The organism is Tunturiibacter gelidiferens, assembly GCF_051013345.1.
In the GTDB taxonomy this organism is placed as follows: domain Bacteria; phylum Acidobacteriota; class Terriglobia; order Terriglobales; family Acidobacteriaceae; genus Edaphobacter; species Edaphobacter gelidiferens_A.
The window spans coordinates 72,370-90,100 of sequence record NZ_CP132940.1; the positions used below are offsets into that span (position 1 = coordinate 72,370).

At 55.8% G+C, this 17,731-nt stretch carries 12 protein-coding genes and 3 pseudogenes; 6 read left to right on the forward strand and 9 right to left on the reverse strand.

Annotated elements, in window-relative coordinates; all coding sequences use genetic code 11:
• Window positions 1-14 precede the first annotated feature (14 nt).
• Together RBB80_RS33775 and RBB80_RS33780 are read right to left on the reverse strand one after the other, a co-directional pair.
• Complete coding sequence (locus RBB80_RS33775) at window positions 15-788, reverse strand: SDR family NAD(P)-dependent oxidoreductase (RefSeq protein WP_433970264.1); 774 nt, start codon at window positions 786-788, stop codon at window positions 15-17.
• A 157-nt stretch (window positions 789-945) separates the two neighbouring features.
• Window positions 946-1,455: an SRPBCC family protein gene (locus RBB80_RS33780; protein WP_433970265.1), complete on the reverse strand. Its 510-nt coding sequence runs from the start codon at window positions 1,453-1,455 to the stop codon at window positions 946-948.
• 206 nt (window positions 1,456-1,661) lie between these two features.
• On the opposite strand from RBB80_RS33780, the gene RBB80_RS33785 reads away from it, so the two are divergent.
• Window positions 1,662-2,597 (forward strand): LysR family transcriptional regulator, encoded by a 936-nt coding sequence (locus tag RBB80_RS33785; protein WP_433970267.1) that lies wholly within the window; start codon window positions 1,662-1,664, stop codon window positions 2,595-2,597.
• A gap of 303 nt (window positions 2,598-2,900) precedes the next feature.
• Here RBB80_RS33785 and RBB80_RS33790 read toward each other — a convergent pair whose 3' ends face one another.
• From RBB80_RS33790 to RBB80_RS33800, 3 genes are all read right to left on the reverse strand, one after another.
• Entirely contained in the window at window positions 2,901-3,992 is a 1,092-nt protein-coding gene (locus RBB80_RS33790; protein WP_433970269.1) for a lactate/malate family dehydrogenase, read from the reverse strand.
• A gap of 232 nt (window positions 3,993-4,224) precedes the next feature.
• Complete coding sequence (locus tag RBB80_RS33795; protein WP_433970271.1) at window positions 4,225-4,413, reverse strand: hypothetical protein; 189 nt, start codon at window positions 4,411-4,413, stop codon at window positions 4,225-4,227.
• 346 nt (window positions 4,414-4,759) lie between these two features.
• The gene (locus tag RBB80_RS33800; protein WP_433970273.1) at window positions 4,760-5,716 is read right to left on the reverse strand and encodes an AraC family transcriptional regulator N-terminal domain-containing protein; all 957 of its coding nucleotides are present in this window, start codon (window positions 5,714-5,716) and stop codon (window positions 4,760-4,762) included.
• A 167-nt stretch (window positions 5,717-5,883) separates the two neighbouring features.
• On the opposite strand from RBB80_RS33800, the gene RBB80_RS33805 reads away from it, so the two are divergent.
• Window positions 5,884-6,873 carry an aldo/keto reductase gene (locus RBB80_RS33805; RefSeq protein WP_433970275.1) on the forward strand — a complete coding sequence of 330 codons (990 nt, stop codon included), beginning with the start codon at window positions 5,884-5,886 and terminating at the stop codon, window positions 6,871-6,873.
• Between the two features lie 543 nt (window positions 6,874-7,416).
• A pseudogene (locus RBB80_RS33810) lies at window positions 7,417-7,554 on the forward strand (MFS transporter); the annotation flags it as partial.
• 109 nt (window positions 7,555-7,663) lie between these two features.
• Here RBB80_RS33810 and RBB80_RS33815 read toward each other — a convergent pair.
• The gene (locus tag RBB80_RS33815; RefSeq protein ID WP_433970277.1) at window positions 7,664-7,807 is read right to left on the reverse strand and encodes a hypothetical protein; all 144 of its coding nucleotides are present in this window, start codon (window positions 7,805-7,807) and stop codon (window positions 7,664-7,666) included.
• A 274-nt stretch (window positions 7,808-8,081) separates the two neighbouring features.
• Here RBB80_RS33815 and RBB80_RS33820 point away from each other — a divergent pair, with 274 nt between their 5' ends.
• Window positions 8,082-9,728, forward strand: a complete 1,647-nt coding sequence (locus RBB80_RS33820) for an alpha/beta hydrolase (RefSeq protein ID WP_433970278.1) — start codon at window positions 8,082-8,084, stop codon at window positions 9,726-9,728.
• Window positions 9,729-9,849: 121 nt separating this feature from the next.
• On the opposite strand, the pseudogene RBB80_RS33825 reads toward RBB80_RS33820, so the two are convergent.
• Window positions 9,850-10,375 (reverse strand): annotated as a pseudogene (locus tag RBB80_RS33825) (reverse transcriptase domain-containing protein); the annotation flags it as partial.
• Window positions 10,376-11,013: 638 nt separating this feature from the next.
• Between RBB80_RS33825 and hflX the strand changes: the two are divergent.
• Window positions 11,014-12,512, forward strand: a pseudogene (gene hflX / locus RBB80_RS33830) (GTPase HflX).
• Between the two features lie 170 nt (window positions 12,513-12,682).
• On the opposite strand, the gene RBB80_RS33835 reads toward hflX, so the two are convergent.
• A complete protein-coding gene (locus RBB80_RS33835) occupies window positions 12,683-13,984 on the reverse strand; it encodes a M23 family metallopeptidase (protein ID WP_433970280.1) in 1,302 nt (433 codons plus the stop codon).
• A gap of 642 nt (window positions 13,985-14,626) precedes the next feature.
• Window positions 14,627-15,718, reverse strand: coding sequence for a PDDEXK nuclease domain-containing protein (locus tag RBB80_RS33840; RefSeq protein ID WP_433970282.1), 1,092 nt, complete (start codon window positions 15,716-15,718; stop codon window positions 14,627-14,629).
• A 377-nt stretch (window positions 15,719-16,095) separates the two neighbouring features.
• Between RBB80_RS33840 and RBB80_RS33845 the strand changes: the two genes are divergently transcribed.
• Window positions 16,096-16,347, forward strand: coding sequence for a hypothetical protein (locus tag RBB80_RS33845; RefSeq protein ID WP_433970283.1), 252 nt, complete (start codon window positions 16,096-16,098; stop codon window positions 16,345-16,347).
• Window positions 16,348-17,731: the final 1,384 nt, after the last annotated feature.

Consider the following 17,731-nt stretch of genomic DNA (forward strand, 5'->3'; position numbering starts at 1 on the left):
TCATATCAAGCTTGCTACTCGGGCAGAGCGATACCGCTCAGGCGCTCGCAGATCACAAGGAGCCGATCTTGCGTGACAACGTCGTGGGCAGCTGGAAGGGTGCCCTTCTTCCTCAGGTGATAGAAGTACTCTCCAGTTACGTGTGCCTCGGGTTGATCGCTTGCAGCAAGCCAAACCTGGGTGCGATGTGCCTCGTCCAGATCATCCGTTGCCTTGGTGCCACCCATCTTCGTCGGGACCCAGCCTGGCTCCAGTGCATTCGAGAGGACTCCAGGCCAACGTCGTGCGATACCAAAGGCGAGGAGCACGTCGTGTAGTTTCGTGTCGGAGTAGGCTTGTTCTCCGTCCCATGCGCGAGCCTTCCACATCAGATCCTCAAGGGTCGGATCGCCGTTCTGGTGAAGCATGGAGCTGAGATAGACGAGTCGCTTCGGCTTCGCGATCAGGGCTGTCAGGATGTAGGGAGCAATGGTGTTGACCGCAAAGACATGCGAGAGACCATCTTCCGTCTCGATTCGCTTCGGCTCCTTGTAGCCGACGGCAGCATTGTGGATGACGGCATCGAACGCGCCGAGCGCATTGACCTGCTCTGCGACCTTTCGAGTCTGGGCAATTGTGCCGAGATCGCCGATAACGACTGCCTCCGCTTGCGGAACGTTCCTCTTCGTCTCCTCTGCTCGGGCCTGGCTTCGGGCGTGCAGGACGACCCTGTGACCCTGCTCAATCAGCAGCTCTGCTGCCATCCTGCCGAGGCCATCAGCAGATCCGGTGATGAATATGCGTGCCATAGTCTTGCTCCTTCCTATCTGGAAATGATTTGTTGTAATGTCAGCGCTTCTCCGAACGGTCCTTCAAGGTCGTCAGCCAATCCGGATGAGATCAACTGCTATCGAAGGGTGACGGGCCGAGCCAAGCGGGCTCGCCCCCAAGACGCCACCCCTAGTTCTACTTTTCAGAGCGCTCTTTGATGACTTTTAGCCAAAGATCGTGGCCTTCGTGCATTGCGTTCGGCTGTTCCTGGCGGAATTTGATAGCCCCTTCACCTCTCACGACCTCTTCGGTGATGATGTGGCAACCCTGGTCAGTTTTAGCCAACAGGAACGTGTGATAAGCCTTCATTCCCGTGCCTAAACCCCACCAGCCAATTCGGCTGTTGGGCACTAACTCGTGAACGGTGCTCTCGATGTGTACACCGAACGTGTCCCAGGAGAACTTCGTCCCTTCGTGCAATTTGTTGTCCGGGCTGTCATGAACGACGACATTGTGAGAGTTGGGATACCAGCTCGGCCACGATTGCGCATCGACGATATTCGCAAACACGGTTTCGCAACTCGCATTCACCATAATCTCGTTGTGGGCATAGAGGTCAGCGTCTTCCGGGTGCTGTCCTTTGGGCCAATGGATATCTGGATCGCGCTGAGCGCCGTCTCCGTCGATGGTCAGTGCTTCATTCATCTTCTTCTCCTTCGCTTGTGCGTTCGACGAAGCGCAAAAGAAGGTGAGACCCACAGTGATCACGCCTCCAAGAATGTACTTCGTCATTTGTTGTATCTTCACTGTTCTTCTCCTTCCCTCTTAGTGCTTCCAACTATCTGACTCACGGGGATTGATTCGGAACTAATCTTCGTGGCATTTCACTTATAACCAATTAGCATAAGTGCATGAGTTTCGATGACCGCCTTCTGAATGGCGTGACCGCCCTTGCAGCCGTGGTGAGATCGGGCGGCTTCGCGGCCGCGGCGAGATCCTTAAACGTCTCCCAACCGGGCATCAGCCGTGCAGTAGCTCGGCTGGAGGCCCAGGTTGGAATCCGACTGCTGGAGCGGACGACGCGCTCCGTCTCCCTTACGGACGAAGGCAGGCGATTTTACGAGACCATTGGCCCGATTGTGTCTGCGCTCGAAGACGCCACCTCCGCTCTGGCCGAAGGTAAAGTGACCGTCCGGGGGCGACTCCGCGTCAACATGGACCCTTACTTCTCGCAGCTCATTCTCGGACCGCAACTCAGTGGATTTCTTAAAGCATATCCGGAGCTTAAGGTAGACCTGATCACGCGGGAGGGCCTCGGAGACCTGATCTCGGATGGATACGATCTGGGAATTCGCTTTGGCGAACCGCGCCCCTCCACTCTTGTCGCTCGAAGATTGCTGGACACCAGAGTTCTTACCGTAGCCTCGCCCGGCTACTTGAAGAAACACGGCCACCCTACCGACCCCCAGCAACTGGTCGCGGAACGGCATCAGATGATCGATTTTCGAGATCCGGAGACGGGCCGACCCTTCGAGTGGGCATTCCGTAAAGGTCGAAAGGAGATCAAGGTTGAGACGCAAAACCAGCTCATGCTGAGTGACGTCGCAACAATGCACGCAGTGTGCCTGGCTGGATATGGGATCGCTCAAGTTCTCGAACTCGGCGTGGACGCCCATCTCTCGAGTGGACGATTGGTGACCCTTTTTCCGGATTGGGACGAGGAACGTTTCCCCCTCTATGCCTACTATCCCTCGCGCCAATACCTCGCACCGAAGACGCGTGCGTTTCTTGAGTTCCTATCTACGACGGTTCAGGCCTCGCACTCGCGCAGAGCAATTCCAGGCTGATTCCGAAGTCCCCTATGTTCGGTGAGACATTTCCGGAGAATTGACCTCGACGGAGTGGGTTCGACTTCCACCAGTTTCCGAACGAGAACCCGCATATCACCAAGAGTGATGGTCGATTGACGCGAAATCGCCATTGCGCTCATCCAGGATCCGATCGGTAACGGGAAGTCTTCTGTTTACCGATCCTCATCAGTCCATCTGGCCGTAAAACCGGCTATCCGGCAATTTGGTTAGATCCGGATAGGTCCTGATCGCGATTCTCGTCACTAATCGTGACTTCCGAGAAACCCTACTTCTCAGTATCTATCTGGCTGCGGTCAGATCGATTGCCAACAACGCCTCAGGTGTCAGGGTCGCTCTCACCGCGTCGATCAAAGTCTTCGATATAAACTCCTCAGTCGATTGCGTAGATTTCTGAATAGCGCGAATCTCCTCCGGATTCAGCCAGTCGAGCGGTTCGGGACGCCAGCCATCCAGTCCGATCGTGACCGGTACTCCGCATACTCCGTGCATACCGGCGACTTCACCCTTCACATCAACCTGGCCATGGATGCGACGGCGATCATTTGCCGCCGCCGCTGCGATGACCTGTACAGCTGCATTCGCAGTCGCGTTGGGTGTCGAGCGTAGGCTATGAAAGGTGATGTAGGGCTCTACAACGATGCGTGCATCGGGCAATGCGTTTCGTGTGAGTTCATATGCCTCAGCGATGCGATCCATGGAGACAAGTTGCTGTACTGCAGAAAGCAGGTTGGCAACACGACCCTCGATGGGCGATTCCGCGCTCTTGGCGCGCAGATCAGCGAGGCGATCTGCCGCCCGGGGATTGTCCTGCATGAGTTCCACGCTCCGCCAGAGGGGAATCATGCCAATGCCGTGTTCGCCGAGTACGCTGGCTCGTACGTCGTGGCGGCTGATCTCAAGATCCACAGCTATGGCTCGGGCGAAGCGAAGAGAGTCCTGCTGTGCTCCCATCCCGATCACGCGCTCTCGATCGATTGCAGAGGAGAGGATCTTGACAGCCAACTCAACGGGATTGCTGACAACGATAAATAGCGCACGAGAGAGACGTGGTACGCATTGACCGGCGATCCGTTCGAAAATGGCGCGATTGGTAGCGCCGAAGTCACGCCGAGACGGTACTTTTGAAGAGAACCTCGTTCCCGCGGCGACCAGTACGATATCCGCTTCAACGTCGGGGATGTCGGGAACTACCTCGATGTGGACCCGCTGGTCGTCGAATGCATCCAGCAGATCGACGCGCATGCTGAGCAATCTATGTTCATTTGCCAGTGCGCCACGCCCAACCAGCAAAAGCTGATCGGCGGGCTCCAGCAGCCTGGCTCGTAGAATATGAACGGCTAAGGCGCTCCCTACGGCTCCGGATGCACCCAAAATGGCAATTCGTCTTGGCATGGTTACAGTAAATTAGCGATCGAATACCGATCAATTAGCAAGGGATCGTGTACGGCCCTGCCGCACACTCCGTTGATTAATTGTTTAGATGATGGAGGAAGTGTTCCGTTTCATGAATTGTCGTTGACGCCTTTTTTCGATACGTGCCATTCGGCCCACCCTGCAGGGCGGCACAGAAGAACGCCGCGAAATAACGAACAGCCTCGACCACTTATGCGCGATGGCTCCCCAGTTCACCTCTATGCTTTTTCATCGGCGCATCGATGAGGCGTTCGGCAGCACCTTTGAAGCGCAGTAAATCCCTTCTCATCGACGCCCCATTTTCACTTTTCGGATCCTGTTGCTCTACTGCATTCTGCGCGTAGGCCACGCCCATCGTGCCAATGACGAAAGCGGCCACGAGCGCTAACCTCTTTCCTTATGGGCACAGTTTTGCTAAGCAACATGTATGCAGAGGAAGTCTGGAGGATCGTGTTCCGCACTGACACGATGGCGCATGATGGGCGCCGACGATATACTGCGCAATTCCGACTACTATGTTTCAGATGTAGCGTTCATTGAGAAACTCTCCCTTTGTGGTCTAAGTACCTGCAAGTCGATGAAGATGCAAAAATGAATGAGATCCATGAATCGTGAATTGGCATGAAGACCGAGGGGAAGCAACATGCCCAAAACGTAGAAGCGTCCTGGGGATCGCCAGAATCTTTAGAGGGACACCTCATACAGGGAAATAATCTGCACGGTGGTTAGTCGCTGACCATTGCGGAGCCGGCGAGTCGACGCACTTTGACGTCCCGCATCGGCGGTTGACCAAAGAAGCGCTTGTACTCGCGGTTGAACTGACTCGCGCTCTCATAGCCGACTTCAAACGCCGCGCTCGCGGCATCGATCCCTTCAATGAGCATTCGTTCTCGCGCGGCAACCAATCGAAGCTGTTTCTGGTATTGAAGTGGGCTCATCGCCGTCAACGCGCGAAAATGATGATGCAGGGTTGACATTCCCATGCGTGCAACTTCCGCGAGTTTCTCTACACGCAAAGGTTTCGTGTAATTGCTCCTGAGCCAAGCGATGGCCCTCGCCGTTCTGTGACTCTGATCGCCCAGCGTGGCGATCGTGCGCAGCCGCTCTCCGTGAGGTCCTCGAAGTAAGCGATACATGATCTCACGCTGGATCAGGTCGCTAAGGAACGGTATGTCTTCTGGAGCGTCAAGAAGGTCCATAAGCCGACAAAAGGGCTTCAGCAGATCGACGGTCGTTTTCCCAATCATGATGCCACGACCTGGGGATGAACCGTCAGGTGCATGGAACTCTTCCTGGCTGAGAATTTCCCGCACTACTGCCATATCGAGTTTGAGATGCAACGACAGCAAGGGAACGTCCTCGCTTGCTGCGACGATTTGGCTGACCACAGGCACGTCAACGGAACTCAGGACGAATGTCGATTCGTCGCATCGGTAAGTCGTTCCGGCAAGGGTTATGCGCTTTCGTCCTTGAACGAAGACGGTGAGGCTGGGCTCAAACATTGCGGGATAGCAAGCACTCGGTGCAGTTCGGTGGTATAGGGTGAGGCTTAGTATCGCGGTTGCATGGACTCCTGCGTTCAGAGTGTGGGCGGCAATCTTGCGACGGAGTTCTTCCCTCAACTCAGCTACGCGTGGAGACTGCTCTTTGTTTGTAATCTTCTGATTTCCCGCACCTACCACGAAGTGCTCCTTTGTGGATCAAGAATAGCGCTGAATGGTGACTAGATCTGCACGAAATCGTAAACAGCGACAGGAATAGGCAATGAATCGGAAGGATCAGGATACCGGTTTCGCGACGCTCGACCTTAGCTTTGGAGATGAGGGAACCAGTTCCCCAAGGAGAAACAATGCAGAAGCGCAAACTTGGAAATAACGGCCTGGAAGTTTCGGCTCTCGGCCTCGGCTGCATGGGAATGAGCGAGTATTACGGCGAAGCGGAAGCGAATGAGGCGGAGTCGATCGCCACGATCCACCGCGCACTTGATCTTGCTATCAACTTCTTCGACACTGCGGAGGTATACGGCCCTTATGTCAACGAGGAACTCCTCGGTCGGGCGCTCAAAGGGCGCAGGGACAACGCCATTGTCGCGACGAAATTTGGTATAGACCTTTCGAGGGGCGCGACCGGCGGAGCCGATAGTCGGCCCGAACACATCCGTGAGGTCGCCGACGCATCGCTTCTCCGGCTCGGCATCGATCACATCGATCTGTTCTACCAGCATCGGGTAGACCGGGCCGTGCCGATGGAGGATGTCGCCGGGGCCGTTGGCGATCTCGTGCGTGAAGGCAAAGTACGCTTCTTCGGTCTGTCCGAAGCGGGCGTTGAAAACATTCGCCGAGCCCATGCCGTCCATCCCGTCAGTGCGCTGCAGAGCGAATATTCGCTGTGGGAGCGCAATCTGGAGAACGAGATAATTCCCGTGTTACAGGAACTCGGGATCGGTCTTGTTCCCTTCTGCCCGCTTGGCCGGGGGTTCTTGACGGGCAGTGTCAGGCGTGCGGAGAAATATACAGCGAAGGACCACCGCCAATTCGATCCCCGTTTCCATGGCGAGAATTTCGAGGCCAATAGGAAGGCGGTTGAGATCGTGCGGAACATCGCCGAGGCCATCGGCGCCAAGCCAAGCCAGGTGGCCCTCGCCTGGCTGTTGGGCAAAGGCGATTTCATCGTGCCGATTCCCGGTACGAAACGCCGCGTCTACCTTGAGGAGAATGCCGGCGCCGTGGATCTCAAACTCAGCGACGACGACGTGGCTCGCCTGGAGGCCGCATTACGCCCTGAAGCCGTGTCCGGATCGCGCTACAACGAAAAAATCATGGCGGGGGTTGATCGCTGAGGGCAGGGTTACTGTCCGAACCATTTGGACGCTAATGGAGACTGTTCTCCTGCGTAAATGGGTCACAAGGCCAACTGTCGACAACAGGCCGACGCACTCATCGACGCTTGCTTGTGACCGCAATAATTCGGTGAGATATGGATTAGCACCGAAATACGTGCATCTCGGAAGCTAACGCCGCTTCCGAGATGCCGGATTATTGCCTCGAAGAGTCCTTGCGCCTGTTCTCCTTACTTAGCAGCGGGCCTCGCCAACGGGCGGACAACAGAATTCCTGCATCATGCGAGAGATTCATATTGCCTGCTGATGCGACTGCGGGGCGTTTCAGGCTTCACCATTCGACGGCGACCTTTCCGAAATGGAATCCGCTGGCCTGGTGACGGAAGGCGTCGGCCAACTGATCGAGGCAACGGGATGGCCAAGGATTAGGCAATGCCAAGTTACCCGTGAGTCATTACTTCAGTCGCAATTTTTACTTGACCACCAGAATGATGATCAGCCATCCTATGCTTCTCGGAATCCTCCGAGAAGCTAAGTCTTTTAGTCGTGTCCGAGCTCTTCCCTACCCCCGTCCGCTATACCGGCAGTTCACTCGCATTTAGCGTGGCCGGTATTCTAGGCGCGTCGCTCGCCCCCTATACTCGCCTTCCGCCTGGTCGTGGCGTCGCTGTGGCTGGTCATCCGGAGGATCGAGTCGGCGCGTCGGAAGATTATTGGGAACAGCAGCAAGACCCATCCCCTTCCAGCTACACGAGCCTTCACAGTTTTTGGAGAGTGCTTGCGCGCGTACTCAGTTGTGGAAGATATTCGCTATGACTCGAAGGGTGGAGGTCAGCACACGTTGAGCGGTGAGGATGTCCACTCGATGAACGAATTCCTCAAAAAGTACTTCAGCCAGTTCTTCAGTCCGATTGGAGTCCCAGGAGCGATTCACTTCCTCCCTCCAGCCTCGAGGCGCAGCTGATGCATTATTTCCCGGACTTCGCAAATCACCTCTTGAATCGCCCCGTCGAGACCGCAGTGGGTCGCGAGATGCTCCGTATGGAACGCGCTCGTTTTCGCATGGACCGATCTCTTCTTCCATTTCGCTATTACCGCGCAGCTGAACTCAAGAGGTTAGAAACGGCAGACTAAAGGGTCCACTCGGTTGGGTTCCCTTTCTTGAACTCTTTTGTATTCTGAATTGGAAGCGCCGCAAGGAGAAAAATATGAAATATAGGTTGGCGTCCGGCACCGGCACATTTTTGGTTTTGGATACGTCCAAGATCAACGTCGGCCGGGCAAATCTGTTGCTGCGGACCAGTCGTGCCTCATGGTTTGTACTCCAACAGAACGATAAGTATTTTGTTCTTTCGTCGTCAGAACTTCGGAAGATGCTGGAACCCAAAAAGCCTACAACGCTCCTTTTGGAGGCATTGAAACTGCATCAATTCGATTCGAGCCATGTCCTTTCGAGTGCGAGTGCAGCGCTTGAGCTAGCGCAGAAACCAGACGATTCGAAACCGGCGGGACGCGCGATCGTCCTTCGAAGGGTTAGTAACGGCGATGATGCCATATACTCGGCCGGCAGGCTGGTCGCGGCAATCGTTCGAAAGGTCAACACGACATCTACGACCGTCCGCTCCGGCATTAAGCAAGCTCCAGGACGGCCGAACCGCACTCTTGGAGGAGTCGCCCGCAAATCGACCGTGAAGAAGGCCCATAAAGCTCCCGCAAAGAAGGCAGCAGCGAAAAAAGCGGTTTACAGAAGCCCAGGAAGACTGCGCGGGGTGGAGGGCCCTCCAAGGTCATTTTCTCTTGGTTTTGGAAGAGCCCCGTCTACAGGCGCCGCGAAGCCGAAGACTGAAAAGCCGATAAGCACCTCTGAAGTGATTGACGTGCTTTTTGCCACGGACCGCGAGTCGAAGGCTACGACGACGACTGGAGCCTTACCCGGATTTCTCAACCGTTTACCGGATAAGGCCGATCTGAGCTATGGAATCTGCCATGTCAGCGTTCCCAAGAGGCGTTCGTTGGGGAAGATCGAATTGCCTTCTGTCTGGACTTTCTGGGCCAAGACCGATCCACAGAAGTATTTCAACATTAAAGGCTATGAACCGCTGAGCTGGAGCACGTTCTCCAACTTGCTGCATGATCGGGTCGGACGAAGCGAGGGAAAATCCTGCTTTGTCTTTATTCATGGCTACAACGTCTCCTTTGATGACGCGGCGATGCGCACCGCACAGTTGTCATGCGATCTGAAGTTCCTGGGGGTGCCAATTCTGTATAGCTGGGCTTCCGCAGCTGATGGTGGTCGATACTCGAAGGACGAAGAGACGGTTGGATTGACGATCAAGAGGCTGACCGCATTCCTCACCAAGCTCGTTCAGTCTTCGGGCGCGGAACAGATACACCTCATCGCGCACAGCATGGGAAATCGAGCGCTGGTTAACGCACTCGATCGTTTAGCTCTTCAAGGAGATCTCGGCAAAAAGCCTTTCAGCCAGGTGGTCCTCACTGCTCCAGATGTTCCGAGAAAGGACGTGGAGTCGTTGATCAAGGCCGCGAGCGACAAGGCAGAACGAGTGACTCTCTACGCTTCGAGCAAAGATAAGGCCCTTGGTCTTTCCAAGGCCAGGCATGACTATGAGCGGCTTGGAAAGGTCTACGGTTATCCCTACGTCCTCGAAGGGATGGATAGCATCGACGCAAGCAATGTGAAGACGGACTTTTGGGGCCACTCAGTCTTCGCAAAGACCCGATCGGTACTAGGCGATCTCTCCGCGCTCATCGCTGAGGGAAAACCGCCGCGTAAACGATTTGGGCTACGGCCACTTGACGCTCCGGGCGGAACAGCGTGGGCGATTGAGTCCTGAGTACCGGGACGCGTCGCACCATCCTGTCGAGAGTGAAGGCTCAGCCGATAGGGCTTGCCGCCACGGCGAACCCCATTCTCAGGCAGCAAGCTTCTCTGTCTTCCAGAGCGTTCTCGCTGCCCGATACTGCTGTCGTCTGCGTAACGAACATAGCGATGTCCCCGACGCTCCAACTCCCGGTCCAGCGAGTCGAGCACAAGGTTGCTGAGCAAGGGCGAGAGAGGACCTCCCTGCGGAGTCCCCTCCACGCTCGGGCTGAGGACCTGATCAAGCGCTGCGAATCGCCGGCGAGTTGATGTGGCGCTTGCTCCGCCACCGGGACGTACCCACAGCAGTTGGCTCAGAACCACTCCGTTTTGCGAAGCTGAAACGGGATCGAAAGCGTCGCGTACATCAAGCAGCACCGCAGCTTCACCCAGCTGGGTTACTGAAGCCAAGAGGCCGTGCACCAGCCTGGTTCCGCCTGTGCTTTTCAATCCGCATATTTCTACTAAGGTTCCTCGTGGAAATGCGTTGAGGGAATCTATCTCAGGTATCCCACAGGAAATGGATTCCTGTTCGCGCTTGGGACGTGGAGTCAAGGCGGAAGGAATGCGGCCAGCCAGAGACGCTTCAATTTGGGACCGCAAAAGTGCAACATTACCCATGTCCGTATTCGCCTTTTATTCGTCTTCAGATAAATACGATTCTGCCGCCGCGCGGGTGCGTTGTCAATCAGGATGCTGCAAGTACAAAACTCGCACCACCGGTGCGAGTTCCATAACCATATGCCGTGGAATAAGTTAGCGCGCCTCGCCATCGTCGTGAGGCCAGCAGGAAGGCCGCATGTTGGGGAGTGACTGCCAACTACTGCTCCCAACGAGGGCTCAATTTGGCAACAGCTTGCTGCCAAATTCAATCCGCCGCTTAGCGTTTTGCCGGTGCCGCGATAGTCCTTTGGGCACAGTACCAGTAAGCGAGGTGTTTGGCTTCGATACCGGTCATGATTGCTTCCCTTCTTAATGAATCGAAATGGCCCTTCACATCTGCGTGCCGAGCCACGAGAAACCTGACCATTCTCTTGCGTACGAATAGACCTTTGAAATTGATACCAGAGCGTAACTTCGACCTCGATGATGGCGGTGCATATCGGCGAATGGGGCTTTGTTTGACTCTCCAGGCGGCTCGCGCACGGTAGCGATGAGCCCTACGGAGGCTAATCATTCAGTATCATCAGGAGAGTCGGTCGGAAACGCAGCCCTGAATTGAGACAAATTTGACCAGCAAGAAGTCTTCGCCTGAAGCTATTCCGGATCAAGCGCCATCACGCCGGAATCGCGGAAAGACGTTCCGTCGTAGTCTCGTCGAAGCTAGTGAGGCCCAGGACGCGGCACTCCTCGCCCGCGAACTCCGTACCTCGCAAACGCAGCAGGAACTTGCCGTAATTGTCGTGGTTGAGTTCACCGGAGAACTCCGCAAGCGCAAGCAGCTTACCGCAGCCGCTCGACTTGCCCGCACCGCGGCCGCCGTCGTGGCCGGAGAAGAAGACCTCCCGGTCCATACAGCATCTACCCTCGACTTCGATGCCAGCCGTGCAGAATTCGAAGAACTCGCCCGATCGGCCGGTGCGACCATCGCCGCCACCCTCGTCCAGCGGCGTCAAAAGCCCGATCCCTCCAGCCTCGTCGGCCACGGCAAACTCGACGAAATTGTTGGCGTTGTGGCCAGCACCAATGCGTCGCTTGTCCTCTTCGATCACGACCTCACCCCTCGCAGCTCCGCAACATCGAGGCACGACTACCCTGTCACGTCATCGACCGTTCACAGCTCATCCTCGACATCTTCGCCCGTCATGCCAAGACCAGTGAAGGCCAGCTCCAGGTAGAGCTCGCGCAGCTTGAGTACCAGCTGCCCCGTCTTGCCGGACGCGGCCGGGCTATGTCGCAACTTGGTGGCGGTATCGGAACCCGCGGCCCAGGCGAAACCCAACTTGAGACCGATCGCCGCAAAATCAACCTGCGCCTCGACCACATCAAGACCCAGCTCAATGCCGTCCGCCGAATCCGCCACCAGCAGCGGCAGCGCCGCGAGGCAGTCCCGGTCCCCGTGGTCGCCCTCGTCGGCTATACCAACGCCGGCAAGAGCACGCTCTTCAATGCGCTCACCGAGGCTCGCGTGCTCGAATCGGCCCGCATGTTCGCTACTCTCGACCCCAAACTCCGGCAGCTGCAGCTTCCTTCCCGCCGCAAGATCCTACTCTCCGATACGGTTGGCTTCATCCGCAACCTTCCCCACACACTCGTTACGAGCTTCCGTGCCACGCTTGAAGAGGTTGAGCGAGCCGAGATTCTTCTCCACGTCCAGGACGCCGCCAGCCCTATCCGTGAAGAGCAGAAAGCTCAGGTTGAAAAGGTCCTGACCGAGCTTGCGGTCTCGACCAAGCCCGTCATCCAGGTTTTGAACAAGGCCGATCTCGTCCCAGCCCAGGAACTAGTCCACCTCTCGAGCGAACGCAAAGCTATCCTCGTCTCCTCGCTTCAGCACACCGGCCTTGAACAACTCCTAATTGCCATCGATGCCGCGCTCGTGGTCGACCCGCTCGTCGAATCCAGCTTTAGACTCCCGCAATCCGAAGGTGCCATCCTCGCCTCGCTCGAAGGCGGAGCGATCATCGACGAGAAGCGTTTCGCGGGAAACCTCGTCTTCCTCCGAGCCCGCGGACCAGCATCCCTTCTTGACCGCTACCGTCGCTTCCATGTGAAACATGATCTTGCTCACGAGCGGATACGAACGAAGCAGGCATGAGTTTTGTCATCGGACATAGGAATTCAGGCACGTTTGCCTTGCCCCGCGGCTCAAACCAATTACCGCCCCCCACTCCATCACCGGATGAGGCTGGTCGCTGCGAGCCGAATTGTCGCTACCGATCTCGGCTTCTAGGTCCCATACCATTTATCCCTTAACTGGCCTCCCAATTATTTGCCGAAACCGGGCAGATCGACGCGGCGGACGACATGGTCCTGGATCCAGTGCGCGTCCCACCACTCTTTGGGGTCGATCTGAACACCATCGAGCTGCATGGCGAAGTGGACGTGGTCCCCGCCGGCCATCCCAGTCATACCGCTTAGTCCCATGATCTGGTCGCGCTTGACCAGGTCGCCCTCGTGTACGTCGATCCGGCTCAGGTGGCCGTAGATCGTCTGCAGGCCATAGCCATGGTCCACCACGATGCAGTTGCCGTAGATGCCGAGAGGAGCAGCCCAAACGACACGGCCGTCATTTGAGGCCTCGACGCCGACATGCTGGGTGACGGCGAGATCGTAACCGAGGTGTACCTGCTGGTCGATCTTCTTGCCATGGTAGATATAGCTGCGCACGTCAGCAAAGGTGGCCTCGGCCTGGGAGTGCGACTGGCGTGTGAAAGGCTGATGCCAGAGAAATCGATCGACGGTCTTGAAGCGCAGGTCGGCTAGAGTTTTGTTGTTGGCCTGACGCATCTCGGTGTTGACCTTGACAAAGCGTTCCACGGGATCGCCAGTGCCGTTGGGATCAAGCTCGCCCAGGACCTTCTGCATGAATTGGTCGGTGAGCTGGATCTCGTGCTGAGTGTAGACGGGCTGTTCTTTCTTGGGGAAGACGACGGTCAACGGCGTCGTCACTTCGTTGCCGGCTGCTTTCGAAGCGTAGGCCAGAGGCATCGTACCGGGAGGCATGTTCCAGGCAAAAGCGAACAGAGAGAAGAGACCGGGCTTGCCGCCGGGCGTCGGCCACGCACGGAAGGTCTGGTTACCGACCCGGATGCCCGCGGATGTGTAGCGACCGGTGACGTTCATGGTGGCCAAATCGGCCATGCCGAGGTACAGGTAGTGCTGGTCCGAATCCGCGCTGACGAGAGGCGGCTGAGTAACTACGTTGACATCGCGCTCCCAGCGAGTAGTGCCGTGGAACATGCCGCCGGACGTGGCTTCAAGGATAAGGTGGGCAGGGCCATCAAGCAACTGGGGTGTGGTCTTGACACCGACCTCGAAGTTGAAAGTGGTGTCGGCGTTTTTCGAGACAGCGGGAGCCTGCCAGGCCTGATACTGTGCACCGTTCTGCGCCAAGGAGGCGGTGAGCTTGCTGACGCCGTGGGTATCGTGAACGTGGACGGCGATGGGTGTCGCCTGCCCGATGGTGGTCGGGGATGGGACCACATCCAAAGAGGGCTTGCCGCAGCCGGTCAGAGCCAGGAATAGAGGCAGTAAGAGGAGGTTTGCAGCAATGATAGGGGTTCGCACAAGTCGATTCTAGTCCATAGCATGTCTGCCTTATTTATGAGTTCGCAAGTCTCCAGAACTCCATCGTAAGCAGGGTAATCTCGCTACAAATCAGCGATGCGATGGTACGGTTCTCGTTCTACGGGTTTGGCTGGTAGGCCCATTTGCGTCTTCGTTCGCGTGGCATGTTCATATCCATACCGCTCGTGCGGCTGAAAGCTGTTTTTATATCACCATGCCGCTCGCCGCACTTAATTGAATTGGTAGATAGCCGCGTCGAAATAATCCTGGTAGAGAATACCCGCAGCAAACAACTTAGGGCTATGAACCAGGCGCTCTCGAAATGTGCTCACGAATGTACTGGATTTACGGCACTCGGCGAGTTGCCGCCCGATGTCCAGGTGAACGACTTGCACTCCACTAGGATCGGCGGATCATCGCTTCCCAGATCGAAGCGATGCGGCTTCTTGATCGAATGTCCAGCCAATGCGACGAAATTCGACTGCAAAATGAACTCCTGTTATCCGCAAAAAGAGACGCGCAGCCTCTTCGAACTCCCGCCCCACATGTGTGTTGCTTATCGAACCAATTCGTTTGAAGTTGTTTTCCATGCGCTTCCGTTGTCACTCTTATTGCCAGTTTCGGTGTGAACAGAACGGGAAGTCAAAATTGCTGATTCAGCCTTGGCCGCCGTTCTTCAAGTTGCAGGCGTGACCGTTCCAGCTCTTCCGCGATGAGCCTCTCGTCCGGGAGCACGGTTTGATACTCGGCAGCAAGTACTTTGTTCGGCAGGTTATCGAGAGCGTAGTGGGCTTCCGCGGCTCCCTTTTCTGCGCAGAGAATAAGTCCGACCGGAGGATTTTCTCCCGCCTTCATCCAATGTTCGCGGGCGTAATTTAGATATAGATGCATCTGCCCGGCATCGGCATAGCTGAACTTGCCCACCTTTAGATCTATAACGACCAAACATCGCAGGCGTCGGTGAAAGAAGAGGAGATCGATACGAAACCAGGTGTCATCGAGACGAAGCCTCTTTTGTCGGCCTAGAAAAGCGAAGTCATCACCCAACTCCAGCAGAAAATCAGTGAGATTGTAAATGAGCGCCGCTTCGAGATCAGACTCGGAGTATTCATCTTTTAGACCGAGGAATTCCAGTACGAATGGATCTTTAACAGCTTCTTCTGCAGTAATGGCATCGGTCGGTTCGGCGCGCCCCGCGTCTTCCAGCATGGCGGCCTTATTCTTCGAGAGTGCGATGCGCTCGTAGAACTGACTGCCAATCTGACGGTCGAGTTGCCGAATCGACCAGCCGGAACGTAGAGCCTCAGTTTCATAGAATGCTCTGGCATCTGGAGCCTTGACAGAGAGCAGACGGACGTAGGCGGACCACGGCAAAGGGAACTTCGCAGCCAGTTCAGGCAGTGCCAAAGATTTTTCAGACAGTGTCTGAAAAATCTGCTGAGGCGGCCATGCTAGGTAAAAGCGTCTCATTTGGCTCAAGTTAACGGCTCCAAAGCCCCGGCCAAACTGGCGCGTAAGATCGTCCGCAAGCTGTTTGATAAGCGCTTCTCCATACTCAGCTCTTTCCTGACCCTGCTGCTCAAACTCGACGATTCGGCGCCCGATCTCCCAATATGTAGCGGTCATCAACGCATTGACGCTTCGAACCGAGGCGGTACGAGCTGCATGGAGCAATGCGACAATCTCTGTGCGAATGGCACCGTAGTTTTGGAGGGCCCCCATCTTATCCGTCATGGTCGAATCCACTTCTCATGCTCTGATCAATACCTCATTCCTCATTATCGGAGAAATCAAGGTGGGAAACATGTGTCCAACACACGTCAATATAACCCTCACGCCTGCCAGGTCGGTTACAAAAGTGAAGTACCCGCCCTTTCTCTTCTGACCGTGTTCCGCTCGAAGGTCCTCTGCCGTCTGCGGGACGCTTCTCCATTACAAAAGTGACGTACACACTTTTTTCTTTTAACGGCTTAGGTATTTACCCTCTCTTTCGACTGCGCGAGGTTGCCTACGTTCCATGCCGCAACGTTCCGTACTTCGACGGTCGTTTTGCTCGCTCGTTTGCACCAATCGCTGAAAAACTGGTCTCATTCCTCAGAACGAGGCAACTGATGAAACAAAAACTGATTCGCGCCACAGAATTGGCAGAGTTTGTCTACTGCTCGAAAGCATGGCATCTGAAATACCTGGATGGTGCTGAGGTATCACCTGTGGCTCGCGAATTACAGGCTGAGGCAAATGCATGGCATATCGAGCAGGGCAGATCGCTTGCTCGCGGTGACAGCTACCGTTGGGCAGCTTTCGCCGCCCTGATGCTGGCGATTATTCTCATTGTCTTCTGCTGGCTGGGATGGGCGAAATGACCGTATTGCTGATGGCAGCCACCGCGATGGTCCTCGCTCTCCTGTTCTTTTGGTTGAGCGCTCGGTCCGTAGGAAGACCGGAATACCCGCTGGAGAGGTGTTCTATCAGGATCTCGTCGGGCAGCCATTCACAGCACGGAATCTGCGGTCTCTAAAGCTGGGCATCTCCGGTAAACCAGACTGTTTGATCCGAACCGCAGATGGGATTGTACCGGTTGAATTAAAGAAATCGAAGCGGCCGCCGGCTCGAGGCGAGGTCTATCCCAATCACATGATCCAGAACCTGGCCTATTGTGCACTCGTTGAAGAACAGCTGGGGGAGCAGGTTCCGTATGGCTTGGTCATTTAACGCAGGGCAGCAAGTTCGACGAGTGGAGTTTACAGACTCCAATCGCAAATGGCTCATGGACACGATCGCTGCTGTTCAAGCAGCTCGGCTTCGAAAGCAGGCGAAGCGGAATCACAACCAACGCGGTCGCTGCTCCGGATGCGGTGTGCTTGACAAGTGTGATCAGGCCCTGCGTTGAAAGTTCTCATCGGGGTCTATGTATTCGCCGCGATCAAATGCACCATTCTCGCGCTTGCTTTCGCGAGTACGCAGCAATTCCGCATGCTTCGGAGCAAACACTTATTCTTCCAGGAACCGGATCCGTTGGGGTGGCCAGCGACGAGTGATCAAGAGGTTCCGGTGTTCCTTGCAGAACTTCTGCAGAGCCTCAAATTCGATCGAATATATGGGTCTGCCCGTGCGCGTTTGTTCGCGTTTTGCCTTGAGGAGTCCCTGCTCGATCCAACTCATGACTTTGCTGTATCGCACACAAAAATGTGAGCAGATCTGACGCAAGCTGAGCAGGTCTTTGCCGTAGCGCGAGTAGCCGCGGCGATGGATCAAGTTGTAAAGCGTCTTGGCTTCACAGTGGAAGCGTTGGGACGCGGCCCGTACACCGTGCTCCGACACATATTCAATGACCGATTCAACGGTAGTCGGATCGAACGTTCGTCTGGACCCGGACCCTGGTCTCTCGACGCCGTGTTTTTTCAAGAACCGCCAGCAAGCAGCTTTGTCGTAACCAGTCAGAGCTATCAGTTCTTCGCATCGCCGGACCGCGTGTTGCTTCTTCTGCGCGATTTTCACCGCCTCCGCGGGCCACAGATACTTTGTGGGTTTCTTGGGAGGCACATCATTTGTAGCCATACCGCACCTCAGTCATCCATATACACACAACCAGGCAGAAAAGAAGAGGGGTATAGAGATTTTTCTAAGTTTTTTGTGATTCCGATGAGAGCCCTTCTAGCAATGAACGCAAGGGACGCCGGCCTCGACTGCTCGTCCCCCCATACTGATATAAGGCATTTCGCTATGCCGTTTGGTTCATTGCGCAAA

What these genes read in the sequence shown, in the direction of transcription:
- RBB80_RS33845 (WP_433970283.1), top strand. Translation starts at nt 16,096, where the DNA reads ATGAAACAAAAACTGATTCGCGCCACAGAATTGGCAGAGTTTGTCTAC.
- RBB80_RS33805 (WP_433970275.1), top strand. Translation starts at nt 5,884, where the DNA reads ATGCAGAAGCGCAAACTTGGAAATAACGGCCTGGAAGTTTCGGCTCTC.
- RBB80_RS33820 (WP_433970278.1), top strand. Translation starts at nt 8,082, where the DNA reads ATGAAATATAGGTTGGCGTCCGGCACCGGCACATTTTTGGTTTTGGAT.
- RBB80_RS33785 (WP_433970267.1), top strand. Translation starts at nt 1,662, where the DNA reads ATGAGTTTCGATGACCGCCTTCTGAATGGCGTGACCGCCCTTGCAGCC.
- RBB80_RS33780 (WP_433970265.1), bottom strand. Translation starts at nt 1,455, where the DNA reads ATGAATGAAGCACTGACCATCGACGGAGACGGCGCTCAGCGCGATCCA.
- RBB80_RS33840 (WP_433970282.1), bottom strand. Translation starts at nt 15,718, where the DNA reads ATGACGGATAAGATGGGGGCCCTCCAAAACTACGGTGCCATTCGCACA.
- RBB80_RS33775 (WP_433970264.1), bottom strand. Translation starts at nt 788, where the DNA reads ATGGCACGCATATTCATCACCGGATCTGCTGATGGCCTCGGCAGGATG.